At 67.0% G+C, this 22560-nt stretch carries 22 protein-coding genes; 8 read left to right on the forward strand and 14 right to left on the reverse strand.

Translation table 11 applies throughout. The annotated features are described in order from the left end of the window. Positions 1–39: 39 nt before the first annotated feature. From gcvT to Q9235_RS11060, 5 genes are all read left to right on the forward strand, one after another. On the forward strand, positions 40–1194 hold the full coding sequence (gcvT, locus tag Q9235_RS11040) for a glycine cleavage system aminomethyltransferase GcvT (protein ID WP_306227191.1): 1155 nt from the start codon (positions 40–42) through the stop codon (positions 1192–1194). 35 nt (positions 1195–1229) lie between these two features. Next, positions 1230–1604 carry a glycine cleavage system protein GcvH gene (gene gcvH, locus Q9235_RS11045; protein ID WP_306227194.1) on the forward strand — a complete coding sequence of 125 codons (375 nt, stop codon included), beginning with the start codon at positions 1230–1232 and terminating at the stop codon, positions 1602–1604. A 160-nt stretch (positions 1605–1764) separates the two neighbouring features. Next, positions 1765–3105: an aminomethyl-transferring glycine dehydrogenase subunit GcvPA gene (gcvPA, locus tag Q9235_RS11050; protein ID WP_306227196.1), complete on the forward strand. Its 1341-nt coding sequence runs from the start codon at positions 1765–1767 to the stop codon at positions 3103–3105. Further along, positions 3105–4676: an aminomethyl-transferring glycine dehydrogenase subunit GcvPB gene (gcvPB, locus tag Q9235_RS11055; protein WP_306227198.1), complete on the forward strand. Its 1572-nt coding sequence runs from the start codon at positions 3105–3107 to the stop codon at positions 4674–4676. Before gcvPA ends, gcvPB begins: the two co-directional genes overlap by 1 nt. 124 nt (positions 4677–4800) lie before the next feature. After that, positions 4801–6063 (forward strand): L,D-transpeptidase family protein, encoded by a 1263-nt coding sequence (locus Q9235_RS11060; protein WP_306227199.1) that lies wholly within the window; start codon positions 4801–4803, stop codon positions 6061–6063. Positions 6064–6257: 194 nt separating this feature from the next. Here the strand turns inward: Q9235_RS11060 and Q9235_RS11065 are convergent, their stop codons facing one another. The 9 genes from Q9235_RS11065 to Q9235_RS11105 all read right to left on the reverse strand — a co-directional run bounded on the left by Q9235_RS11065 (position 6258) and on the right by Q9235_RS11105 (position 14922). Continuing rightward, complete coding sequence (locus Q9235_RS11065) at positions 6258–7064, reverse strand: dienelactone hydrolase family protein (protein WP_306227201.1); 807 nt, start codon at positions 7062–7064, stop codon at positions 6258–6260. A gap of 142 nt (positions 7065–7206) precedes the next feature. Continuing rightward, the gene (locus Q9235_RS11070; RefSeq protein ID WP_306227204.1) at positions 7207–7683 is read right to left on the reverse strand and encodes a F0F1 ATP synthase subunit B family protein; all 477 of its coding nucleotides are present in this window, start codon (positions 7681–7683) and stop codon (positions 7207–7209) included. Between the two features lie 11 nt (positions 7684–7694). Continuing rightward, positions 7695–8264: a F0F1 ATP synthase subunit B family protein gene (locus tag Q9235_RS11075; protein ID WP_306227207.1), complete on the reverse strand. Its 570-nt coding sequence runs from the start codon at positions 8262–8264 to the stop codon at positions 7695–7697. Positions 8265–8396: 132 nt separating this feature from the next. Beyond that, positions 8397–8624, reverse strand: coding sequence for a F0F1 ATP synthase subunit C (locus tag Q9235_RS11080; protein WP_038360954.1), 228 nt, complete (start codon positions 8622–8624; stop codon positions 8397–8399). Between the two features lie 66 nt (positions 8625–8690). Beyond that, positions 8691–9452, reverse strand: coding sequence for a F0F1 ATP synthase subunit A (locus Q9235_RS11085; protein WP_306227216.1), 762 nt, complete (start codon positions 9450–9452; stop codon positions 8691–8693). Between the two features lie 43 nt (positions 9453–9495). Beyond that, positions 9496–9846 (reverse strand): AtpZ/AtpI family protein, encoded by a 351-nt coding sequence (locus tag Q9235_RS11090; protein WP_306227217.1) that lies wholly within the window; start codon positions 9844–9846, stop codon positions 9496–9498. 286 nt (positions 9847–10132) lie between these two features. After that, positions 10133–13588, reverse strand: a complete 3456-nt coding sequence (locus Q9235_RS11095) for a chromosome segregation SMC family protein (protein WP_306227218.1) — start codon at positions 13586–13588, stop codon at positions 10133–10135. Between the two features lie 123 nt (positions 13589–13711). Further along, entirely contained in the window at positions 13712–14332 is a 621-nt protein-coding gene (locus tag Q9235_RS11100) for a DsbA family protein (protein WP_306227220.1), read from the reverse strand. A 92-nt stretch (positions 14333–14424) separates the two neighbouring features. Beyond that, complete coding sequence (locus Q9235_RS11105) at positions 14425–14922, reverse strand: DUF721 domain-containing protein (RefSeq protein WP_306227223.1); 498 nt, start codon at positions 14920–14922, stop codon at positions 14425–14427. A gap of 85 nt (positions 14923–15007) precedes the next feature. On the opposite strand from Q9235_RS11105, the gene mutY reads away from it, so the two are divergent. After that, complete coding sequence (gene mutY, locus Q9235_RS11110) at positions 15008–16081, forward strand: A/G-specific adenine glycosylase (RefSeq protein ID WP_306227227.1); 1074 nt, start codon at positions 15008–15010, stop codon at positions 16079–16081. Here mutY and Q9235_RS11115 read toward each other — a convergent pair. The 3 genes from Q9235_RS11115 to Q9235_RS11125 form a co-directional block, all read right to left on the reverse strand. Further along, positions 16056–17258: a site-specific DNA-methyltransferase gene (locus tag Q9235_RS11115; protein ID WP_422678312.1), complete on the reverse strand. Its 1203-nt coding sequence runs from the start codon at positions 17256–17258 to the stop codon at positions 16056–16058. The genes mutY and Q9235_RS11115 overlap by 26 nt on opposite strands. 339 nt (positions 17259–17597) lie before the next feature. Continuing rightward, the gene (locus Q9235_RS11120) at positions 17598–18209 is read right to left on the reverse strand and encodes a ribonuclease HII (protein ID WP_306227230.1); all 612 of its coding nucleotides are present in this window, start codon (positions 18207–18209) and stop codon (positions 17598–17600) included. Positions 18210–18290: 81 nt separating this feature from the next. Further along, a complete protein-coding gene (locus Q9235_RS11125; protein WP_306228217.1) occupies positions 18291–19376 on the reverse strand; it encodes a PA0069 family radical SAM protein in 1086 nt (361 codons plus the stop codon). 233 nt (positions 19377–19609) lie between these two features. Between Q9235_RS11125 and Q9235_RS11130 the strand changes: the two genes are divergently transcribed. After that, the gene (locus Q9235_RS11130) at positions 19610–20095 is read left to right on the forward strand and encodes a hypothetical protein (RefSeq protein ID WP_306227232.1); all 486 of its coding nucleotides are present in this window, start codon (positions 19610–19612) and stop codon (positions 20093–20095) included. Positions 20096–20245: 150 nt separating this feature from the next. Next, complete coding sequence (locus Q9235_RS11135; RefSeq protein ID WP_306227233.1) at positions 20246–20371, forward strand: hypothetical protein; 126 nt, start codon at positions 20246–20248, stop codon at positions 20369–20371. 182 nt (positions 20372–20553) lie between these two features. On the opposite strand, the gene ypfJ is transcribed toward Q9235_RS11135, so the two are convergent. Further along, positions 20554–21441 (reverse strand): KPN_02809 family neutral zinc metallopeptidase, encoded by an 888-nt coding sequence (gene ypfJ / locus Q9235_RS11140; RefSeq protein WP_306227235.1) that lies wholly within the window; start codon positions 21439–21441, stop codon positions 20554–20556. Between the two features lie 107 nt (positions 21442–21548). Continuing rightward, positions 21549–22553, reverse strand: a complete 1005-nt coding sequence (gene cydB / locus Q9235_RS11145) for a cytochrome d ubiquinol oxidase subunit II (protein ID WP_306227236.1) — start codon at positions 22551–22553, stop codon at positions 21549–21551. Positions 22554–22560: the final 7 nt, after the last annotated feature.

Raw genomic sequence — 22560 nt, forward strand, 5'->3', positions numbered from 1 at the left:
TCGTCCGGGGCTTGCGCTTGACTCTGGGAGGGGCACGCCATGGCTGCCGAGGCCAATACCGATACCGCTGGCGCGGCTGCGCCGCTGAAGACACCGCTGCATGCGCGCCACGTCGCGCTCGGCGCCCGCATGGTGCCCTTCGCCGGCTACGACATGCCGGTGCAGTATCCGGCGGGCATCCTCACCGAGCATAACTGGACGCGCGAGAAGGCCGGGCTCTTCGACGTCTCGCATATGGGCCAGTGCTTCCTGATCGGCCCCGATCACGAGACGACGGCGAAGGCGCTGGAAGCGCTGATTCCCGCCGATATCGTCAATCTCGCCCCCGGCAAGCAGCGCTATTCGCAGCTCCTCAACGAGGAAGGCGGCATCCTCGACGACTTGATGATCACGCGCTCGATCGATCCCGACGAGGACGGCGCGCTCTATCTTGTCGTCAACGCAGCCTGCAAGGACGCCGACTACGCCCATATCGAGACTCGCCTGCCGGCCAATGTGAGGCTGGTCAAGGCCGAGCATCGCGGCCTGATCGCGCTGCAGGGCCCGGGTGCCGAAGCGGCGCTGGCCGCCATCGCGCCGGAAGCTGCCGAGATGGGCTTCATGTCCTCGCGCACCATGAAGGTCGCGGGAATCAAGGCGAATGTCAGCCGCTCAGGCTATACCGGCGAGGACGGCTACGAGATTTCCGCAGCCGCCAACAGGATCGGCGAGATCTGGGACACGCTGCTGCTCGACGGCAACGTCAAGCCGATCGGGTTGGGCGCCCGCGATTCGCTGCGCCTCGAAGCCGGCCTGTGCCTCTATGGCCATGACATCGACACCACCACTTCGCCGATCGAGGCCGCGCTCAACTGGTCGATCCAGAAACGCCGCCGCGAGGAAGGCGGTTTCCCCGGCGCCGCGCGCGTCCAGCGCGAATTGGCCGAGGGCGTCTCCCGCATCCGCGTCGGCTTGAAGCCGGAAGGCCGCGCTCCCGCCCGCGAGGGCACCGAGATCGCGACGCCCGAGGGCGAGGTGATCGGCGTCGTGACGTCCGGCGGTTTCGGCCCGACGCTCAACGGCCCCTGCGCCATGGGTTATGTCGCCAAGGCCCATTCCGCGCCGGGCACCCAGCTCAACCTGATCGTGCGCGGCAAGCCGCTGCCGGCCGTCGTGGCGACGATGCCCTTCGTGCCGAACGGCTACAAGCGCTGAACTCTTTTCGAGACAACCGACGCCAGGAGGAAACCATGGCCGAGACCCGTTACAGCAAGGACCACGAGTATATCCGCATCGAGGGTGACGTCGGCACCGTCGGCATCTCCGACTACGCCCAGTCGCAGCTCGGCGACGTCGTCTTCGTCGAGCTCCCGAGCGTCGGCAAGGCGCTGTCCAAGGGCGGCGAAGCTGCCGTGGTCGAGAGCGTCAAGGCCGCCTCCGAAGTCTACGCCCCGGTCTCCGGCGAGGTCGTCGAGGTCAATGGCGAGCTCGAGGGCGCGCCCGGCACCGTCAACGAGGACCCGGCCGGCAAGGGCTGGTTTCTGAAGATCAAGATCAAGGACGCCGGCGAGCTCGACGCGCTGATGAGCGAGGCCGAGTACCAGGACTACGTGAAGTCGCTCTGATCGCGGTCTTCCCGCACGCGCTGCGGCACGTCAGTGCTACTGCGCAGATGCGGGGCCGTCTTCCGAAAGAGGCGCCTTCTCGTCGCACGATCCCGTGTCTGCGCAGCGGCATTCCATGCCGCAGCGCGCACGGGATGACACCCCGAAACGGAATCACCCCATGCGCTATCTCCCGCTCACCGATATCGACCGCGAGGACATGCTCGCGCGGATCGGCGTCTCCGATGTCGACGCGCTGTTCAGCGACGTGCCGGCCGGCAAGCTACTGAAGGCCCCGGTCGATCTGCCCCGCGCCAAGGGCGAGCTCGAGGTCGAGCGCATCCTCGGCAAGATGGCCGGCAAGAACACCGCCGCCTCGGCTGTGCCGTTCTTCGTTGGTGCCGGAGCCTACAAGCACCATGTCCCGGCGACGGTGGATCACCTGATCCAGCGCTCGGAATTCCTGACCAGCTATACGCCCTATCAGCCCGAGATCGCGCAGGGCACGCTGCAATATCTCTTCGAGTTCCAGACCCAGGTCGCCGCCCTGACCGGCATGGAGGTCGCCAACGCCTCTATGTATGACGGCTCGACCGGCACCGGCGAGGCCGTGCTGATGGCGCATCGCGTCACCAGGCGTCGCAAGGCGGTGCTCTCCGGCGGCCTGCATCCGCATTACACCGCGGTCGTCGAGACCCTCTCCGAGATGGCCAATGACGAGGTCGTGGCCCTGACGCCCGACGTCTCGGCCAGCGAGGATATTCTTTCCCAGATCGACGACAGCACGTCCTGCGTCGTCGTCCAGTCGCCGGACGTGTTCGGCAACCTGCGCGACCTGAAGCCGATCGCCGAGAAGGCCCATGCCCATGGCGCCCTGCTGATCGCGGTCTTCACCGAGGTCGTCTCGCTCGGCGCCGTCGTGCCGCCGGGTGCGCAGGACGCCGATATCGTCGTCGGCGAGGGCCAGTCGATCGGCAATGCCCTGAATTTCGGCGGCCCGTATGTCGGCCTCTTCGCCGCCAAGTCCAAATATATCCGCCAGATGCCGGGCCGGCTCTGCGGCGAGACCGTCGATTCGACCGGTCAGCGCGGCTTCGTGCTGACGCTCTCGACCCGCGAGCAGCATATCCGCCGCGACAAGGCGACCTCGAACATCTGCACCAATTCCGGCCTCTGCGTGCTGGCCTTCACCATCCACATGACGCTGCTGGGCCAGACCGGCCTCGCCCGTCTTGCGGAAGTGAACCACGCCAATGCCGTGAAGCTCGCCGACGCGCTCGCGGGCGTCGAGGGCGTGGCCGTCCTCAACGACAGCTTCTTCAACGAGTTCACCGTGAAGCTGAAGAAGCCCGCCGCCGAGGTCGTCGAGGTGCTCGCCGCCAAGGGCATTCTGGCCGGCGTTCCCGTCTCGCGGCTCCTGCCCCGGGCCGGACTGGACGACCTGCTGATCGTCGCCTCGACCGAGGTGAATACCGATGAAGATCGGGCGGCCCTCGTGGCGGCGCTCGTGGAGGTGCTGTGATGTTGAACCGTCAGGGACGTCCCACCCAGGCCGGCGAGGCCTCGCATGAAGAGCACCTCACCTTCACCGGCAACAAGGCTCTCCAGCAGGTCGAGCCGCTGATCTTCGAGATCGGCCATCATGAGTCGACCGGCGTCGATATCGACAAGCCGGCGCCCTTCAAGTCACGCCTCGGCAAGCATGCCCGCCAGGGCGAGATTGGCCTGCCCGGCCTCTCCGAGCCCGAGACGATGCGCCACTTCGTGCGCCTCAGCCAGAAGAACTACGGCATCGATACCGGGCTCTTCCCGCTCGGCTCCTGCACGATGAAGCACAATGCCCGCCTCAACGAGAAGGTGGCGCGGCTGCCGGGTTTCTCCGACGTGCATCCGCTCCAGCCGACCTCGACCGTGCCCGGCGCGCTCGACCTGATGCTCGAGCTCGCCCGCTACCTGATGACGCTGACCGGCATGCCGGCCGTGGCTCTTTCTCCGAAGGCCGGCGCCCATGGCGAGGCCTGCGGCATGATGGCGATCAAGGCTGCGATCGCCGCCAAGGGTGAGGGCGCGACCCGCAATGTCGTGCTCGTCCCCGAATCGGCCCATGGCACCAACCCGGCCACCGCAGCCCTGATCGGCTTCTCGGTGAAGGCGGTCCCGGCCCGTCCGGACGGCACCGTCGCGGTCGAGGACGTCAAGGCACTGCTCGGACCGGACATCGCCGCGATCATGCTGACCAATCCGAACACCTGCGGCATCTTCGAGCCTCAGATCGTCGAGATCGCAGCGGCGATGCATGAGGCCGGCGCCTATTTCTACTGCGACGGCGCCAACTTCAACGCGATCGTCGGCAAAGCCCGTCCGGGCGATCTCGGCGTCGATGCCATGCATATCAACCTGCACAAGACCTTCTCGACGCCCCATGGCGGCGGTGGTCCCGGTGCCGGCCCGGTGGTGCTCTCCGAGCGTCTGGCGCCCTTCGCGCCGGTGCCCTTCATCCATGTCGAGAACGGCAAGCCGCATCTGGTCGAGTCGCGCGGCGAGGCGCCGGCGGGCAACCAGCCCTTCGGCCGCATGACCGCCTTCCACGGCCAGATGGGCATGTATGTCCGCGCCTTGGCCTACATGTTGAGCCATGGCTCGGACGGCATGCGCCAGGCTTCCGAGGATGCGGTTCTCAATGCGAACTACATCCGCGCCGGGCTCAGTGACCTGATGTCGCTGCCCTTCCCGGACCATCCGTCGATGCACGAGGTGTTGTTCGACGACGAATGGCTGAAGGGCTCGGGCGTCTCCACGCTCGATTTCGCCAAGGCGATGATCGACGAGGGCTACCACCCGATGACGGTTTATTTCCCGCTCGTCGTCCACGGCGCCATGCTGATCGAGCCGACCGAATCGGAATCGAAGGCGGCGCTCGACCTGTTCATCGCGACGCTGCGCGACCTCGCCATCGCGGCCAAGGGCAATGACAAGGAGCGCTTCACCAGCGCCCCGCATCACGCCCCGATCCGGCGCCTGGACGAGACCCGCGCCGCCCGTTCGCCGGTCCTGAAATGGGAAAAGCCGGCCGCGGCGAAGGCGGCGGAGTAAGAGGCCGCGAGCCATGCTGACGGCATTCGTCAGCATGGTGAGGACATCCGCGGGTTCTTAAGCATTCCTTGACCATGTCGCGGAATGATCCCCCGGTGCCGCTCTGTGCGGCCCGGGGGTTTTCATGTCTGCGCGTCCCTCCATCCTCGCTCTTGCGGCGGCTGCCCTGCTGGCCTCGACGGCGCTCGTGCGTGCCAACGAGCCGAGCTATGGCCCGAATACCTATGACCGCACTCTCGAGGCGTTGAGCGCCCATGAGGATGTCGCCAACCGTGGCGGCTGGCCCAAGGTGCCGGCGAGTGCCGCTTCCCTGAAGCCGGATTCGCAAGGGCCGGATGTCGTCGCGCTGAAGCAGCGCCTGCTCGCCAGCGGCGATCTCGCGCCGGAAGCCATGGCCGGCGATATCTATGATGCCAACGTGACCGAGGCCGTGAAGCACTTCCAGCGCCGTCACGGCCTGTCGGATCTCGGCACGGTCGGCCGCTTGACCCTCAAAGCGATGAACACGCCGGTCGAAGCGCGCCTGAACCAGCTCACCGCGACGCTGGAGCGCCTCAAGGGCAACGGCTTCAACTTCGCCAGCCGCTATGTCGTGGTGAACATTCCCGGCGCCAGCGTCGAGGCGGTCGAGAACGGCTCGGTCGCCCAGCGCCATCTCGCCGTTGTCGGCCGGCCGGACCGGCCGTCGCCGGTGATCCAGGCCAATATCACCTCGGTCAACCTGAACCCCTACTGGACGGCGCCGATGTCGATCGTGAAGGCCGACATTATTCCGCAGATGCGGAAGGATCCGAGCTTCATCGCCAAGTCGAACATGAAGCTGCTCGGTGCCGAAAACAAGGAAATCGACCCGGCGAGCGTCAACTGGGCGACCCTGAAGAACCCCTATTTCTACGTGCGTCAGGAGCCGGGCCCGACCAACTCGCTCGGTCAGATGAAGATCGACATGCCGAACAGCGATGCGGTCTACATGCACGACACGCCGAAAAAGGCGCTGTTCCGCAACGACGTGCGCTTCAATTCGTCCGGCTGCGCCCGCATCGAGGGCGTTCGTGACCTCGCGGCCTGGCTGCTTGAGGGTTCGGAATGGAACCGCCAGTCGATCGAGGACGAGATCGCGAAAGGCGAGCGCAAGAACATTGCGCTTAAGAAGCAGGTGCCGGTTGCCTGGGTATATCTGACAGGCTGGCAGGGCGCCGACGGGCAGGTCCAGTTCCGCGACGACATCTACGGGCTCGACACGCCGCAAGGCATCGTCACCTCGACGATCCAGGCCCGCAAGCCCAAGCCCAAGGCGACCGCCGCCGTTCCGCCGGCAAGGCCGCCTGCGGCGCCGAAGACCGCTGCGGGCAACCCCCCGGCTGCGCCGACCACCGCCAGCAACTGAGTCATATCGAACGCCACCTTTGTCATTCCGGGGCGCGCCATAGGCGCGAACCCGGAACCTACGACGGGGTGAGACATCAGGTGTTCGGTTGCCAGCGACTCACCCCGTCGCAGGTTCCGGGTTCTTCGCCCCGCGAAGCCCCGGAATGACAAAGGTGGTGTCGGCCTGGAAAGCTCCGCGGTAATCCGGGCAGCCTAAGGCTTCTTCAAAATCGCCATCACCGCGTCGATCGCCTCGGCGCGGGCCTTGGGGTCGCTGCCGATCGTGACCATGCCGTCGGGCCGCTGGGAGTAAGCCGCCTTGCGCTCGCGCAGGGGCAAGCTCGGGTGGTCGAAATCGTGATAGGCGCCCGGAAACCCGACGAAGCGCGCTCCGCCGCTGCGGGCCAGTTCCTCGCAAGGCGCCGCCGGCGTCCAGTCATCGGCGAGGCCCTGTAAGATCGCGGTATCCGTCTGCGCCTGCCAGCCGCGCTTCAGGATGACGCGGCAGCCGGGGTAGAAGGCGATGACATGACGCAGGCGCTTCGCCTCCGATGCACCGGCGACGCGCAGCGCCGTCGAGCCGCCATTCGACCAGCCGATCAGCGCTATGCGCTGCTTCATCGTGAAGCTCTGCTTGTCCAGCCAATCGATCGCGGCGAAGGCATCGCTCGCACGGCCCGCCGGTGTCAGCGAGCGCTCCCGGTCATTGCACAGCGCCTTGATGCCGCGAGGCCCGAAGCTGTCGACGAGGAGCACGGCATAGCCTGCGCTGGTCAGGCGCCGCGACCAGTCGCTTTCGCGGGCATTGATCTCGCCTGAGCGCGCATAGAGCCCGGCGCAGCCATGCAGGCCGATGACGACCGGGAAGGGGCCCGCTCCTGCCGGCCGCGCCAGCCAGCCGACGAGACCAACCGGATCGCGCGATGGGAACGCCACTTTCTCGAAGGCGCTCGCAGGGCTGAGTGACGCTGCGAGCGGGAAAAGTGCGATGACGCAAGCGCGAACAAGGCGGCCAATCATTCCGAAACTCCCTCGTTTCCGGAGGCGCTGCGGGCGAGCGTGGTCATCGTATCTCGCCCAGCGATCTGGGCGGGAGAGAGGCAAAGAAAAACGCCGCGGCCTTGCGGGCGCGGCGTCATCATATCGAGCAATCGGCACTAGCTCAGTTGAGCTTGGCCTTGACCTCGCTAAGCCCGGCCGCGAAGGCGGCTTCGCCAGCCTTGCCGGCCATCTGGCCGCGCAGGATGGTCTCGGCGGCCTTGGTGGCAGCCTCCGCAGCCGCGGCACGAACCTCGGCCTCGGCCTGGCTCTCGGCCTGGGCGATCTTCTCCTCGGCCGCCTTGGTGCGGCGGGCGACGAAATCGGCGAGCTTGGCCTCGGCTTCCGCCGCGAGGCGCTTGGCCTCGTCATTGGCGGATGAGACGATCTCGGCGGCTTCGGCCTCGGCGGCCTTGCGCTTGGCATCGTACTCGGCAAGCAGCTTCTCGGCCTCCTGACGCAGGCGCCGGGCTTCCGCCAGCTCCTGCGCGACCTTCTCGCCGCGGGCGTCGAGCGCCTTCACGATCGCGCTCGGCACGCCGAACTTGACCAGAATGGCCAGGAAGATGACGAGCGCGACGCCGACCCAGAAAGTATCCATCTGAACTCTCCTCAGCCGCGCGTCATGGCCTGGTCGACAGCCGCCGACGCCTCGCTGGCGCTGGGAGCCTGACCGGTCAGCTTGGTGACGATCGCGGTGGCGATGTCGCTGCCGAGATCGCGGACATTGCCCATCGCCTTGGTCTTGGTCTTGGCGATGGTCGCCTCGGCCTGCGCCATCTTGGCGGCAAGCTCGGCCTCGGTAGCGTGGCGCTGGGCGTCGCTCGCCTTGGCGCCGGCTTCGCGCGCCGTCTGGGCGATGCCCTGGGCGTTCTTCCGGGCTTCGCCGAGGGCCTTCTCATAGGCCTGCGCCATGTCCTCGGCCTTGGCCTGCATCTCAGTGGCCTGGTCGAGATCGCGGCCGATCGTGTCGGCACGCTCTTCCAGGATGGAGCCGAGGCGCGGCAGCGCAACCTTGGACATCAGCCAGTAAAGGGCACCGAAGGTGACCGCGAGCCAGAACAGGTTGCTGGCGAAATGCGTGGGATCGAAGGGCGGGAAGGAGGCCTTCTCGCCGCTCAGGCCCGGAGTGGCAGCCTGCGCCGCACCCGCCAGCAGAGCAGCGAACGAGGCGACAGCCACCGGCCATCCTTTTCGCACGAACCCTGAAGATCGAACCGGCATGGCGTGCCTTTCAGCGCTTAAAGACAGGAAACCGTCGCGCGTTTGGCCGGATGGCCCGAACGCGCGACGAGAAAGCGGTCGACGAAAGCGTCAGACCACGAAGAGCAGGACGAGCGCGACGACGAACGCGAAGATGCCCAGACCTTCGGCGAGCGCCGCGCCGATGAAGGCGCGCGGGAACTGGCCGTCAGCGGCCGACGGGTTGCGCAGGGCGCCCGAGAGGAAGTTGCCGAAGATGGTGCCGACGCCGATGGCGGCGAGGCCCATGCCGAGCGAGGCGAGGCCGGCGCCGATGAACTTGGCTGCAACAGGATCCATGGTCTTATCTCCAGTGTGGAAGGTTTTAACGGGGTGGGATGAACTCTCGCGAGCGCTGCCCTGGCCTCAGTGGCCGGGGTGCAGCGCGTCGTTGAGATAGACGCAGGTCAGGATCGCGAAGACATAGGCCTGCAGGAAGGCGACGAGGAACTCCATCGCGGTGAGCGCGACCGCCAGTAGCAGCGGCAGCGGCGCGATGATGGTTGCAGCGCCACCCGCGGCGATGAGCGCGACGACGAAGCCGCCAAAGACCTTGAGCGCGATATGGCCGGCCAGCATGTTGCCGAACAGACGAAGCGACAGCGAAACCGGGCGTGACAGGAACGAAACGATTTCGATCAGCACGATGAAGGGCAGGAGCCAGCCGGGCACGCCCGACGGCACGAACAGGCCGAAGAAATGGCTGCCATGCTTCACGATGCCATAGATCACGACGACGCTGATGATGAGCACGGCGAAGGCGGCGGTGACGATGATCTGGCTGGTGACGGTGAACGAGCCGGGGATCATGCCGAGCATGTTGCTCGCCAGCACGAACATGAACAGCGAGAACACGAACGGGAAGAACTTCATGCCTTCCTTGCCCATCACGCCGGTCAGCGTGGAGGCGACGAATTCGTAGGTCATCTCGGCGAGCGACTGCAGACGGCCGGGAACGACCGCGCGCTGGCTCGAGCCGTAGATCATCAGCGCCGAGACGACGCCGAGCACGATCACCATCCACAGCGAAGTGTTGGTGAACGACAGGTTGATGCCGAGCGGCTTCAGCTCAACGAGATTCGTGATTTGGAATTGGTGGATCGGATCGATTCCGCCGCCGGCCGCCATGGTCTCGTTCCTCGTCGCGCGGCCGGATAAGGCCGCCTTTCGATCAATTCGCCTTCGGATCGCCCTTCGACCCGGAGGTCGGACGCGAACCGAGCCGATAGACGGATCTGAAGCCCGCGATGGCTCCGATCACCAGGAAGGCGATCAGCAGGAACGGGGACGTTCCAAGCCATCGGTCGCCGAGGTACCCGATCAGGGCGCCTGCGATGATGCCACCTGCGAGATCCGTCGCGGCGCGAAAGCCTGAGGACATCGCGCCCGCAAGCGCCTTGTCCTCTCTAACCGGGCTCGCGCCCGGCTTTTCGCTCTCTTCCGCCCGCTTGATCGCGGATTTCAGGGAGCCCAGTCTTGCGCGCAACTCCGAGTCTGAGGCGTTTGGGTCGGGTTCGGACATGGTCTTGGGCCTCCGTCTTGATCGCGTTTACGCCGCGATCCCGCGAAAAACCACTATAACCACGACCAAACCCGCGCATCGAGCCGTCGTCAGCACGGCCTCCTTTATTGGCAGCCCCCGGCGCTGTCAAGGCAGGTGGATAATAGCTAACGCATTGGAATATCTATAAATTCTGGCAAAGTGCGACAATCTTGCCGCATTGCGGGACCGAATGTGGCATTTTTTCAGCGGGGTGCGGCCGTTCCCGGCTTCGTTTTTGGGGATGATTGGGCCCGCCGCTGGTCCCTCAGCCCGCATCGCGGATGCGCTCGGCCGTCGCGAGATCGACCGAGACCATCTGGCTGACCCCGCGCTCGGCCATCGTCACCCCGAAGAGCCGCTCCATCCGCGCCATCGTGATCGGGTTATGCGTGATCAGGATGAAGCGGGTCTGCGTATTGCGGGCCATGTCGACGAGCAGGTCGCAATAGCGCTCGACATTGGCGTCGTCGAGCGGTGCGTCGACCTCGTCGAGCACGCAGATCGGCGAGGGGTTGGTCAGGAACACCGCGAAGATCAGCGCGGTCGCGGTCAGCGCCTGCTCGCCGCCGGAGAGCAGCGTCATCACTTGCGGTTTCTTGCCGGGCGGGCGGGCGAAAATCTCCAGCCCTGCATCGAGCGGATCTTCCGAATCCACCAGCCGCAGTTCCGCCTCGCCACCGCCGAACAACACGCCGAAGAGCCGCTGGAAATGCCCGTTTACGACGTCGAAGGCGGCGATGAGGCGTTCGCGGCCCTCGCGATTGAGCGCGCCGATCGCTTGCCTGAGGCGTCGGATCGCTTCGGTCAGGTCGTCGCGCTCGCCCGAAAGTCCTTCGCGCTTGGCCTTCACCTCGGTCAGTTCGTCCTCGGCGCGCAGATTGACGGCGCCCAGCCGCTCGCGCTCGCCCTTGAGATTGGCGAGGCGCCGCTCGATTGCTTCCGGCTCCGGCAAGGCGTCTCCAGCCTTGATTCCGGCGATCGCCTGCAGGCCGTCGAGCCCGGTCTCGAGGCCGTCCTCGATCTGCCGGACGATGTCGGCGAGGCGCTGGCGTGCGGCCTCGAGTCGCGCCTCGGCCGAGGCGCGTCGTTCGCGGGCGCCGGACAGGCCTTCCAGTGCGATGCGAGCCTGCCGGTCGGCCTCCGCCAGCGTGGTCTCGCCTGAAGCCAGCCTGTCGGCAGCGTCCCGGCGCGCGGCTTCGGCCTGCTCGATCTCGGCGACGAGGCGCCGCCGCTCTGTGAGGAAGGAGTCCGGTGCTTCGAGCAGCGTCTTCTGCTCGGTGCCGGCCGCTTCGATTCGTCGCCGCGTTTCCTCGGCACTCTGGCGGCTGGCGGCAGTGCGCTGCTTCCAGGCGCTGATATCGGCCGCTATCGCCTCGCGGCGGCGCGCGCGCAAACCCGCCTCCCGCGCCAAGGTCTGGACCCGGGCTCGCGCATCGGAGGCAGCGGCGCGCGCCTCGCCCAGAGCCACACGGGCCTTGAGCAAGGTGTTTTCCAACTCGGCCGAGGCTGGCAAGGCGGACAGCCCGGTTTCCTGCGTCGCGACCTGCTGCGCGGCTTCGGACACGGCCTGGCCGAGGCGCTTGATCGCCTCGGCCAGCGTCGAGCGCTTGACCAGCGTCTCGGCAGCCTTGCGTTCGGCGGCGGCCAAGTGCTCGCGCGCCTGGTCGACGCCGCGCCGGGCCTGCTTCGCGGTCTCGATCGCGGCGGTTTCGGCCTGCGCGGCTTGTCGCGCTTCGGCGCTCACAGCCTCCAGAGCTCGGCGCGCGGCCTCGGCCCCCTCTCGCGCTGCTTTCGCCTCGCGCTCGAGGTCGGCGAGCCTATTCTTCTCGGAGAGACGCCGCGCCGCGGGCGAGGGGGCGTCGGCTGCGCTGGTGAAGCCGTCCCAGCGCCAGAGATCGCCCGCTTGCGACACGAGGATCTGGCCCTGCTTCAACGCGCTGCGCAGGGCATCACCCCCATCGCGCGTGACGACGCCGATCTGCGCCAGCCGCCGCCGCAGCGCCGCCGGCGCCTTGACATGCGCGAGCAGCGGTTCGGCGCCTGCAGGCAGGGCCGGGTCGCCCTGGCCTTCGCCGGTATCGTCCCAATGGGCTGGGGCGGTCGCTTCGGTCGAGGCGTCGAGATCGTCGCCGAGCGCGGCGCCGAGCGCGATCTCGTAACCCTTGGCGACGTCGACGGCTTCGAGGATCGCCGGCCAGCGATCGCCTGCGGCCGGTGCCAGCAGCTTGCGCAGCGTGCCGATCTCGGTGTCGAGGCGCTGAGCCCGGCGGTCGGCCTCGGCGAGAGGGCCGCGCTGTCCGGCTTCGCGCTCGCGTGTCGAAGCGACGGCGTCGCGCGCCTTGACGACGTCGGCATCGGCGGTCTTCAGCGCCTTCTCGGCGGCGATCAGCGCCTCGCGCAGCTTGTCCAGCAGGGTCTTCGCATCGGAGGTGTCGAGCACGTCCAGCTCGCGGCGCAGCTTGCCGCGCTCGGCTTCGGCCCGGTCCTGCCGCTCGCGCGCCTCGCGTAGCGAGCGCTCCAGAGCGCCACGTCGCGCGACGAGATCAGACAAAGCGGCCTGAGCGTTGGCTTGCTCGGCTTCGGAAGCGGCAAGGGCGGTTTCCGCTTCACGCTGCAGCGCCGCTGCGGCCTCGGCGCCTGATCCGGCGCCATCGCCTTCCCGGGCGAGCGCGTCGTCCTCCTCCGCGAGCCGGGCGAGGCTTTCGGAAGCGTCGCGGCCGAGAGTCTCCTGGCGCGACAGGTCGGCCTGCAATTCGGCGAGGCGCTTGCCGAGTTCCTCGGCGCGCTGCCGGGCACGGCGATTCTCGGCTTCGAGCTCGTCCAGCCCGCGCTTCAATCGCACCAAAGCGGCGGCGGCGGTTGCCTCGCCCTCGCGCAGCGCCGGCAATTCATGGGCAGCGATGGCCTGTCTCTTCGCAGCCTCTGCCTGGAGGCCGGTCTGGTCCGCGACGCCTCGCACGGCCTCTTCAAGGACATGCGCGGCCTGCGCCTCCTGGGCGCGGGCGTCATGGAGGGCGATGACCGCAAGCGTCGCTTCGGCTCGGCGGATATCGGAAGCGAGGCTGCGATAGCGTCCCGCCTGCCGCGCCTGGCGCTGGAGGGCGTCGATCTGCCCGTCGATCTCGCCGAGCACGTCTTCCAGCCGGGTCAGGTTGTCCTCGGCTCCGCGCAGGCGCAGCTCCGCCTCGTGGCGGCGGCTGTGCAGGCCGGCGATGCCGGCGGCGTCTTCGAGGATGCGGCGGCGCGACTGTGGCTTGGCCGAGATGATCTCGCTGATCTGCCCCTGCCGGACGAGGGCCGGCGAACGTGCGCCTGTCGCTGCATCGGCGAAGAGGAGCTGCACGTCCCTGGCCCGCACCTCCTTGCCGTTGATGCGGTAGGTCGAACCTTCCTCGCGTTCGATCCGGCGCGTGACCTCCAGTACATCGGCTTCGTTGAAGGCGGCCGGCGCCTTGCGGTCGCTATTGTCGAGGGTGAGCGAAACCTCGGCCATGTTGCGGGCCGGGCGCTCGTTCGAGCCGCCGAAGATGACGTCGTCCATCCCCGAGCCGCGCATGTTCTTGAACGAGCTTTCGCCCATCACCCAGCGCAGTGCTTCGACGAGATTGGACTTGCCGCAGCCATTCGGGCCGACGACGCCGGTCAGCCCCGGCTCGATCGGGAATTCCGTCGGCTCTACGAAGGTCTTGAAGCCGGCGAGCTTGAGGCGCGTCAGATGCATGGCTGCACCTCGCCTACTCGAAACAACTCAGCCCTCATCCTGCGGGAAACCGCTGCGCGGTTCCGCCGGACGAGGGCTGTGATCAAGCTCGCGCCGAGCGCGCGCGAGCAGAAAACCGCCGCCTCAATTGCCGAGGAGCGGCTCCAGGATCTTGTCGAATTCGGCGATCGTGAGCGCACCGGAACGCTTCTGCCCGTTGATGAAAAAGGTCGGCGTCGAATCCACGCCGGCCTTGGCCCCACCTTCCTTCACCACGGTGACGGCGTCATAGATATCCTGGCGCTTCAAGCAGGCTTCGAAGGATTCCTGTGTGAAACCGGCCTGCTTGACCAGCGAGGAGAGGGCATCGACCGGCTTGTCTGTGAAGGCCCAGTTGCGCTGCTGCGCGAACAGCAGGTCGGTCATCGGGACAAACTTGTCGTTGCCGTTGCAGCGGGCGAGCATGAAGCCGGCCGTGGCGAGCGGATCGAGCGGGAATTCGCGCAGCGTGAAGCGCACCTTGCCCGTGTCGATGTACTTCTTCTTCAGCTCCGGCCAGGTCGTCTCGTGGAAACGCGCGCAATGCGAGCAGGTCATCGAGGCGTATTCGATGATGGTGACCTTGGCATCGGCCGGGCCGAGCCAGACATCGCCCAGCGGGCCGGCATCGGGCACCTTGGTCTGGGCCCGCGCGGCGGTGCCGCCGGCGAGCGCGGCAGCGGCGATGCCGGCTGCGCCGGTCAGGAGCTGTCGCCTGTTCGTCATCGTGAAGGATCCTCGGAAAGGTCGAAATCGGTTGGAGCTATAGAGACCATCGCGATTGTGGCAAGAGCGCATCATGCCGCGCGCAGCGCCGCTCACGAAGCCGTGTCATCGCCTTGCGTTTTTGCGCGCAGTGCCACGGCCCGGCCGAGCTTGGCCAAAGCCTCGCGCAGACCCTCGTCGGCAACGCCTGAAACCTGTGCCTCGACGCGCGATGCCGTCTCGCTGTCGAGCACCGCTGCCGGCTTCGCCACGACGGGCGCCGCGACCGGCCCCTGCTTGAGCACGAGCTTGCCGACGGCTCGCCAGCCGAGATGCGTGTTGACGCGCTCGACCAGAAATGGCCCGAGATGCTGCATCTCCAGCGCGAAAGCGCTTTCGACCCGCACCACCATCGTGGCTGGCTCGGAAGCCTCGCCCGGCGCCGGGCGGCGCCGTGGCCAGTCTATCTTCAGCGGACGAGAGCGCGCGGCCAGCCTTTCGCCGACGATCTCCGGCCAGAGCGAGACGATCGCGCGCCCCGCAAAGCCCTGCGCGGCAAGTGCGGGCGCGATGCAGTCGTCGATCAGCTCTGCGAGTGGTTTTGCGGACATGGCTGCATTGTGGGCGTGCGGTCTGTGACCTGCAAGCGGGCATGAAGCCGCTTGCAGCCACGGACGGCTGCGCTACATCCGCTCCATGACCTCCGAGGCCCGCGCCGCCGATCTTCTCGCCTGGTACGACCGTCATCGCCGGACGCTGCCCTGGCGCGCGACTGCGGGCGAGCGGCCTGATCCTTATCGCGTCTGGGCTTCCGAGATCATGCTGCAGCAGACCACGGTTACGGCGGTGAAGCCCTATTACGAGCGCTTCATGGCCCGCTTCCCGACCGTGAAGGCGCTCGCCCAGGCCCCGTCCGAGGAGGTCATGCAGGCCTGGGCCGGGCTCGGCTATTATTCCCGCGCCCGCAATCTCCATGCCTGCGCCAAGGCGGTGATGGAGAGCCATCGCGGCCGCTTTCCCGATACCGAGGAAGGCCTGCGCGAGCTGCCGGGCATCGGCGCCTATACGGCCGGTGCGGTGGCGGCGATCGCCTTCGACCGACCGGCTGCGGCCGTCGACGGCAATGTCGAGCGCGTCATGAGCCGGCTCTTCGCGATCGGGGACGAACTGCCCGGCGCCCGGCCCCTGATTCGCGAGCGCGTGCTGGCGCTGCTGCCGCACGCCCGGCCGGGCGATTTCGCGCAGGCCCTGATGGATCTTGGCGCCACCATCTGCTCGCCGCGCAATCCGGCCTGCGGCCTCTGTCCGTGGCGCGAGCCGTGCCGGGCGCGGATCGCCGGCGCGCAGGAGAGCTTTCCGCGCAAGGCGCCGAAGAAAGCCGGCGTCACCCGCTACGGCGCGGCCTTCGTTCTGGCGCGTGCTGACGGCGCGATCCTGCTGCGCACCCGGCCGGCGAAGGGGCTGCTCGGTGGCATGGCCGAGGTGCCGACCAGCGAATGGCGCGCCGATTACGAACTGGACGGCGCGGCGCAGGATGCACCTTTGCCGTTGCGCTGGCAGCGCCTGCCCGTGCCGGTGCGGCACGTCTTCACCCATTTTCCGCTGGAGTTGTCGGTGCTGGTCGGGCGCGTCGCTGCCGGAACCGAGGCGCCGGCCGGCATGCGCTTCACGGCGCCGGCCCGGCTCGGCGAGGAGCCGTTGCCGAGCCTGATGCAAAAGGTCGTGGAAGCAGGCCTGGCGGCGCTCAAGCCGCCGCCATCTGTGACCTGATCTCGCCGCGCAGCGTATCGAGGACGGTCAAGCCGCCTTCGCGCTCGACATGCCAGAAGGTCCAGCCGTTGCAGGCGGGCAGGCCCTGCGCCAGCGCACCGACCTTGTGGATCGAGCCGACCGCCGGGCCGAGCAGCAGGGTGCCGTCGGCGCGAACCGTCGCCTTGTAGCGGCGTTTCTCGTCATGGACGGTCTCGCCCGCCTTCACCAGCCCGGCCTCGACCAGGCTGAGGAACGGCACGCGCGGCTCGCTGCGCTTGGAGGGCGCAGCCGAGAAGGCTTCCGGCGCCAGCGGCGTCACCGCTTCGATGCGCTCGCGCGCCGCCTTCGCATAGACCGGATCGCGCTCGAGCCCGATGAAGCGGCGGCCGAGTGCCTTGGCGACGGCCCCGGTCGTTCCCGTGCCGAAGAACGGATCGAGGATGACATCGCCGGGATTCGAGGCCGAGAGCAGCACGCGGGCGAGCAGGGCTTCCGGCTTCTGCGTCGGATGCACCTTCGCGCCCTTGTCGTCCTTCAGGCGTTCGTCGCCGGTGCAGAGCGGCAGATACCAGTCCGAGCGCATCTGCAGGTCGTCGTTCCCGCCCTTCAGCGCCTCGTAATGGAAGGTGTATTTCGAATTCTCGCCGCGCGCCGCCCAGATCAGCGTCTCATGCGCATTGGTGAAGCGCCGGCCACGGAAATTCGGCATCGGATTGGCCTTGCGCCAGACGATGTCGTTCAGCATCCAGAAGCCGAGATCCTGCAGTGTCGCGCCGACACGGAAGATGTTGTGATAGCTGCCGATGACCCACAGCGCTCCGTCCGGCTTCAGGATGCGGCGCGTGGCCGAAAGCCAGTCGCGGGTGAAGCGGTCGTAGTCGGAGAAGGAGGCGAACTTGTCCCAATCGTCGTCGACGGCATCGACGAGGCTGTCGTCGGGCCGGCGCAGATCGCCGCCGAGTTGGAGATTATAGGGAGGATCGGCGAAGATCAGGTCGACGCTCGCCGGAGGCAGGGCGTTCATCGCCGCGACGCAGTCGCCGACGAGAATCTGATCGAGCGGCAGCTCCCGAGGGGTGCCGGTTTGTTCGGGAAGGCCCTTGGCCTTCATCCGAGCCCCCAGTGCAGGCCGTCCGGTACGCGAAACCTGAATCCGGACGGGAGCACTGGCGGTCCCGGTACGCAGAATACCCATGACGCCAAGACCGTTACGCAACTTCAACGAGGGCGATATTGGTCAGACAGGGTAAAGGTCGGGTTTCCGCTTTGAAAAAAATGCGTGTCATTCTGGGGCTGCAACTTTTGCCTAGCCCTTTGGGAATCAAGAGAAATTCGTAAACGGACGTTAAGGTTTGGGGCTGCCGTTGCGGCAGACTGCCAGACGGCCCGCTCCCCATTTCGGCTGGAACAGGCCGTCATGCTCGGGTTTGACCCGAGCATCTCGTGACCAGCGGATGCCGGAGCCTCCTTGAGCCCGAGATTCTCGGATCTGCGCTTCGCTCCGCCCGGGAATGGCGCGTGAGGCGAGGGAACTCTATCGGAACCAGACGCCCTTCACTGGCGCGAAGGAATAGCGGTGCTCGGGGCAGGGGCCGTGTGCGGCGATCGCCTTGCGATGCTGCGGCGTCGCGTAGCCGACATGGCCGGAGAAACCATAAGCCGGATAGCGCTTGCACAGCCGCGCCATCATCCGGTCGCGCGTCACCTTGGCGACGATCGAGGCCGCCGCGATCGAGGCGATCTGCCCGTCGCCCTGGATGATCGCTTCGCAGGAGCAGGCGAATTGCGGGGGGTCGTTGCCGTCGACCAGGACGTGAAGCGGCGCAAGAGGCAGGCCGGCGACGGCCCGGCGCATCGCCAGCAGGGTCGCCTGGCGGATATTGATGGCGTCGATTTCGATCGCCGTCACGCTGGCGACGGAGACGGCCAGCGCCCGCTCCATGATCTCGCCGAAAAGCTCCTCGCGGATGGACGCCGGCAGCTTCTTCGAATCGTCGAGGCCGTGAGGAACCCGTGCGGGATCGAGGACCACAGCAGCCGCAACCACCGGCCCCGCGAGCGGCCCGCGCCCGACCTCGTCTATGCCGGCCAGCGGCCACAGGCCGTTGGCGATGGCGGAGGTCTCGCGGTTGAAATCGGCGGGCATGGCGGGGTTATGCAGCAGAGTGGGGCGCGGGGCCAGAGCGGCCTGAACGCGCTCCACCGTTCAGGCTGGTGAGCCAATGCCTCAAAACAAGCTCAACTGCGCCTTCTCCTTCTCAGGCTTCACGAAGAGATCGGTCCGCAGCCGGCGCCGCGTCGCGTTGAACCCGATGCGTTCGGCCGCCATCTCGAAGCGCCGCCCGATCATCCAGGCATAGGGGCCGGAGCCGACCATGCGCTGGCCCCATTGCGAATCGTAATCCTTGCCGCCGCGCGTCGAGCGGATCAGCGACATCACGTGGCGCAGCTTGTCGGGATGATGCGTCAGCAGCCATTCCTGCACGATGTCGCGGACCTCGAGCGGCAATCTCAGCAGGACATAGCCCGCGGCCTCCGCGCCCGCTGCCTTCGCCGCGTCGAGGATGCGCTCGATCTCGTGCTCGTTGATCGCCGGGACGATCGGCGCAACCAGCACCGTGACGGGAATCCCGGCCTCGGACAGCTTGCGGATCGTCTCCAGGCGCTTGGCCGGCGAGGCGGCGCGGGGCTCCATGCCGCGCGCTGTCTTCGGATCGAGCGTCGTCACCGAGAGCGCGACCTTGACCAGCCCCTTCTCCGCCATCGGGGCGAGGATATCGATGTCGCGCTGCACCAGCGCCGATTTCGTGACGATGCCGACCGGATGGTTGAACTTCGCCAGAATCTCCAGGATCTGGCGCATGATCCGGAGCTTCCTTTCGATCGGCTGATAGGCGTCGGTATTGGTGCCGATCGCGATCGTGCGCGGCTGGTAGGAGGGGGAGGAGAGTTCCTTTTCCAGAAGCGCCGCCGCGTCCGGCTTGGCCGTCAGCTTGCTCTCGAAATCGAGGCCGGGGGACAGGCCGAGATAGGCATGGGTCGGCCGCGCGAAACAGTAGACGCAGCCATGTTCGCAGCCGCGATAGGGATTGATCGAGCGATCGAAGGAGATGTCCGGCGAGTCGTTGCGCGTGATGATGGTGCGCGCCTTCTCATAGGCGATCTCGGTCGAGAACGGCGGCGACTCCTCCAGCGAGCCCCAGCCGTCATCCTCGGTGACGCGCTGCTCGGTCTCGTAGCGCCCGCCGGGATTGATCGTGGCGCCGCGCCCGCGCCGCCGCTCGGGATCGATGCGATGACCGATATAGGCCATCGGATCGGCAGGGGCGACGACCGGCGCCGAGATGATCGGCTCCCTGTCGGCCCGCCGCAGGGGCTGCGCCGCCGGGAAGGGCCGTGAAGTGGGTCTGGCCTGTGGCATGGTTTTCGAACCGCGTCGCGCGCCGGGAATCGGCACATTCTGGTCTCAGGTAGAGTGAACATATAGAGAACAAAAGGCAAGTGGCGGGATTGTGGCGTGCTGCGATGCGGCATAGGATTTCGCTCATGCTCACAGCCGTGATCCGCAGCGATGGTTCCCAGCAGGCGCTTGCCGCGACGCTCGCCGTGCTGATTCCGGCAGTGGCGGAAGGCTTCCTCGGCCACGCCGTTCTCGCCGACACGGTCGGCTCGCCCGAGACCGAGCGGGCGGCTGACGCGACGGGCGCCCGCTATCTCCGCACGAACCATGAGCAGGCCTGGCGGGATGCCGCCGCCCATGCGCGAGGCGATCGGCTGGTCCTGTTCGAGGCCGGCGATGTGCCGCAGGCCCATTGGGTACAGGCGGTGGAGCGCCATTTGCTGGTCGCGGCTGGCAGGCCGGCGCTGATTCCGTCGCGCGGGGTCGCTGCGGCTCTGCGCGAGAGAATCGCGTTCTCCATCGGCGGTCGCGGGCTTGCGGCAGGGCTGGTCATGCCCAAGGCGATGGCGCTCGCCGGCCGTATCGAGCGGGCTCCGGTGCGGCTGCCGGTCTTGCGGGAGCGGGCGCGCTAGGCTGCTCCGGCAGGCTGCGATGCCGCGAATTCGCTATGCCGGCTACGCATGGCGGAGAGCATTTTGCCTGGGAACTTGTGCATTGCAGCATAAGTTTATATGTTGACGGTCGCCTGAAGCACCTCCCTCAGACATCGAAAGGAGAGACCCATGCTGGAACGGCACGATTCCTGTTCTGCGCTCGAAGCGGAGCGCGATGAGGACAAGCGCGAGGAGCAGAAGGAGGACGAGGATACGTTCTCGCCTCGCGTTCACCAGGAAGGATTCTGGAGCTGACGGCTCCATGAAAACAACGCGGAGGGCTGGATGAAAGCCCTCCGCGCCAAATGCGAAAGCAGAACGGGCCCTGTTTGGGCCCGTTCTGCTTTCGAGGCCTGGTCGGAACAGCCCCTGCCTCTGGCGGCTGCAATTTCGCTTCACGATGAAAGTCGACGCGGGCCTGGAAGGCGAATGCTGCGCTAGACCTGATTCCGGAACGTGTCGCAGCTCTGCATCGAGCCGGACTGGAAGCCCGTCGTGAACCATTTCGTGCGCTGCGCCGAGGAGCCGTGCGTGAAGGAATCCGGCACGACCGTGCCCTGTGCCGCCTTCTGCAGCTTGTCGTCGCCGATGGCGGAGGCAGTCCGCATCGCCTGCTCGATATCGCCCTGGTCGAGCCGACCCATCGCCTGGATGTTGCGAGCCCAGACGCCGGCGAAGCAGTCCGCCTGCAATTCGATGCGCACCGAGATCGCGTTCGCGTCGCGCTCGGAGGAGCGCTCGCGGATCTGGTTCGCCTTGGGCAGGATGCCGAGCAGGTTCTGGATGTGGTGGCCGACCTCGTGGCCGATCACATAGGCATAGGCGAAATCGCCGCCGCCGCCGAGCTTGCGCTGCATCTCCTGGAAGAAGGAGGTGTCGAGATAGATCTTCTTGTCGACCGGGCAATAGAACGGCCCCATCGCCGATTGCGCGGTGCCGCAGCCGGAGCGGTCGACGCCTGAGAACAGCACGAGCCGGGGCGGCTGGTAGCGGGTATTGGCCTGCTGCGGCAGAAGCTTCGACCAGATGTCCTCGTTCTGCGCCAGCACGGCCGAGACGAAGCGGCCCATCTGGTCTTCCGGCGGGCCGGAGGAGCGGCGCGTCTCCTGGGTCTGCTCGCGCCCGCCGATGCCGCCGATCAGTTCGGCTCCGCCGATGAGCAGGCGCGGATCGATGCCGAGCGCCCAGCCGAGCAGGCCGAGCACCACCATCGTGCCGATGCCGACACCGCCTCGTCCGCCGGGCATGCCGGCGAAGCCGCCGCCACCGCCGCCTCCGCGCCTGTCCTCGAGGTTATCGGACTGGCGATAATCTTCCCATTGCATGAAGGCGTCCTCGGCGAAGCTCCTCCGCAATCTCGCCGGGAGAGGCGGGGAACTCAAGTCGTCTTTGCAGGCTGCTCCTGAACGCGGGGTGACTGCGGCGGTTCCCGTCAATGATAGCCGCTGTCGATCCTGACCTTGCCGCGGAAGGTCCAGTACACGAACGCGGTGTAGAACAGGATCGTCGGCAGCAGGAAGCTGACGCCGATCAGCACGAAGACATGCGAGCTCGGTGCCGCTGCCGTGTCCCAGATCGTCAGGTCGGGCGGCACCAGATAGGGGTAGTTCGAGATCGCGAGCCCGAGGAAGCACAGCACGAAGATCGCGATGGTGAGGGCGAAGGGCGTGAACTCATGTGCCCCGTGCAGCCGCTTCCAGGCGAGATAGCCGCAGATGGCGGTCAGCACCGGCAGCGGCCAGAGCAGCATCAGGTTGAACGGCGTGAACCAGCGTTCGGCGATGCGCGGATGCGCATAGGGCGTCCAGAGCGAAACCAGCACGGCGAAGGCGAGCAGGCCCAGCAGAAGCGCCTTCGCCTGCCGGCGCGCCCGCTCGGCCACCGCCCCGTCCGTCTTGTAGACCAGCCAGGTCGCGCCGAGCGTGGCATAGCCGATGACGACGCCGATGCCGCACATCACCGTGAACGGGCTCAGCCAGTCGAAGGGGCCGCCGGCGAACTGCTTGTCGACGACCTTGATGCCCTGGAGAAGCCCGCCGAGGATCAGCCCTTGCGCGAAGGCGGCGAGCGTCGAGCCTGCCCAGAAGGCGAAGTCCCAGACCTTGTGATGGGGCTTGGCCACCCAGCGGAATTCGAAGGCGACGCCGCGGAAGATCAGCGCCAGCAGCATCAGGATCACCGGGATGTAGAAGGCCGGCATGATGATCCCATAGGCATAAGGGAAGGCGACCCAGAGTCCGGCGCCGCCGAGCACCAGCCAGGTTTCGTTGCCGTCCCAGAACGGCGCGACCGAATTCATCATCTGGTCGCGCTCGCCTTCGTCCTTCGTCGTCGGGAACAGGATCGCGATGCCGAGGTCGAAGCCGTCGAGGATGACATAGAGCATCACGGCGGTGCCGATCACGCCGGCCCAGATCACGGGGAGATACCATTCCATAACAGCT

The organism is Bosea beijingensis, assembly GCF_030758975.1.
Lineage (GTDB): Bacteria > Pseudomonadota > Alphaproteobacteria > Rhizobiales > Beijerinckiaceae > Allobosea > Allobosea beijingensis.

Excerpts from the sequence above, each read along its gene's own strand:
- gcvT (WP_306227191.1), top strand. The coding sequence starts at position 40 with ATGGCTGCCGAGGCCAATACCGATACCGCTGGCGCGGCTGCGCCGCTG.
- gcvH (WP_306227194.1), top strand. The coding sequence starts at position 1,230 with ATGGCCGAGACCCGTTACAGCAAGGACCACGAGTATATCCGCATCGAG.
- gcvPA (WP_306227196.1), top strand. The coding sequence starts at position 1,765 with ATGCGCTATCTCCCGCTCACCGATATCGACCGCGAGGACATGCTCGCG.
- gcvPB (WP_306227198.1), top strand. The coding sequence starts at position 3,105 with ATGTTGAACCGTCAGGGACGTCCCACCCAGGCCGGCGAGGCCTCGCAT.
- Q9235_RS11060 (WP_306227199.1), top strand. The coding sequence starts at position 4,801 with ATGTCTGCGCGTCCCTCCATCCTCGCTCTTGCGGCGGCTGCCCTGCTG.
- Q9235_RS11065 (WP_306227201.1), bottom strand. The coding sequence starts at position 7,064 with ATGATTGGCCGCCTTGTTCGCGCTTGCGTCATCGCACTTTTCCCGCTC.
- Q9235_RS11070 (WP_306227204.1), bottom strand. The coding sequence starts at position 7,683 with ATGGATACTTTCTGGGTCGGCGTCGCGCTCGTCATCTTCCTGGCCATT.
- Q9235_RS11080 (WP_038360954.1), bottom strand. The coding sequence starts at position 8,624 with ATGGATCCTGTTGCAGCCAAGTTCATCGGCGCCGGCCTCGCCTCGCTC.
- Q9235_RS11085 (WP_306227216.1), bottom strand. The coding sequence starts at position 9,452 with ATGGCGGCCGGCGGCGGAATCGATCCGATCCACCAATTCCAAATCACG.
- Q9235_RS11090 (WP_306227217.1), bottom strand. The coding sequence starts at position 9,846 with ATGTCCGAACCCGACCCAAACGCCTCAGACTCGGAGTTGCGCGCAAGA.
- Q9235_RS11095 (WP_306227218.1), bottom strand. The coding sequence starts at position 13,588 with ATGCATCTGACGCGCCTCAAGCTCGCCGGCTTCAAGACCTTCGTAGAG.
- Q9235_RS11100 (WP_306227220.1), bottom strand. The coding sequence starts at position 14,332 with ATGACGAACAGGCGACAGCTCCTGACCGGCGCAGCCGGCATCGCCGCT.
- Q9235_RS11105 (WP_306227223.1), bottom strand. The coding sequence starts at position 14,922 with ATGTCCGCAAAACCACTCGCAGAGCTGATCGACGACTGCATCGCGCCC.
- mutY (WP_306227227.1), top strand. The coding sequence starts at position 15,008 with ATGACCTCCGAGGCCCGCGCCGCCGATCTTCTCGCCTGGTACGACCGT.
- Q9235_RS11115 (WP_422678312.1), bottom strand. The coding sequence starts at position 17,258 with ATGGGTATTCTGCGTACCGGGACCGCCAGTGCTCCCGTCCGGATTCAG.
- Q9235_RS11120 (WP_306227230.1), bottom strand. The coding sequence starts at position 18,209 with ATGCCCGCCGATTTCAACCGCGAGACCTCCGCCATCGCCAACGGCCTG.
- Q9235_RS11125 (WP_306228217.1), bottom strand. The coding sequence starts at position 19,376 with ATGGCCTATATCGGTCATCGCATCGATCCCGAGCGGCGGCGCGGGCGC.
- Q9235_RS11130 (WP_306227232.1), top strand. The coding sequence starts at position 19,610 with ATGCTCACAGCCGTGATCCGCAGCGATGGTTCCCAGCAGGCGCTTGCC.
- Q9235_RS11135 (WP_306227233.1), top strand. The coding sequence starts at position 20,246 with ATGCTGGAACGGCACGATTCCTGTTCTGCGCTCGAAGCGGAGCGCGAT.
- ypfJ (WP_306227235.1), bottom strand. The coding sequence starts at position 21,441 with ATGCAATGGGAAGATTATCGCCAGTCCGATAACCTCGAGGACAGGCGC.
- cydB (WP_306227236.1), bottom strand. The coding sequence starts at position 22,553 with ATGGAATGGTATCTCCCCGTGATCTGGGCCGGCGTGATCGGCACCGCC.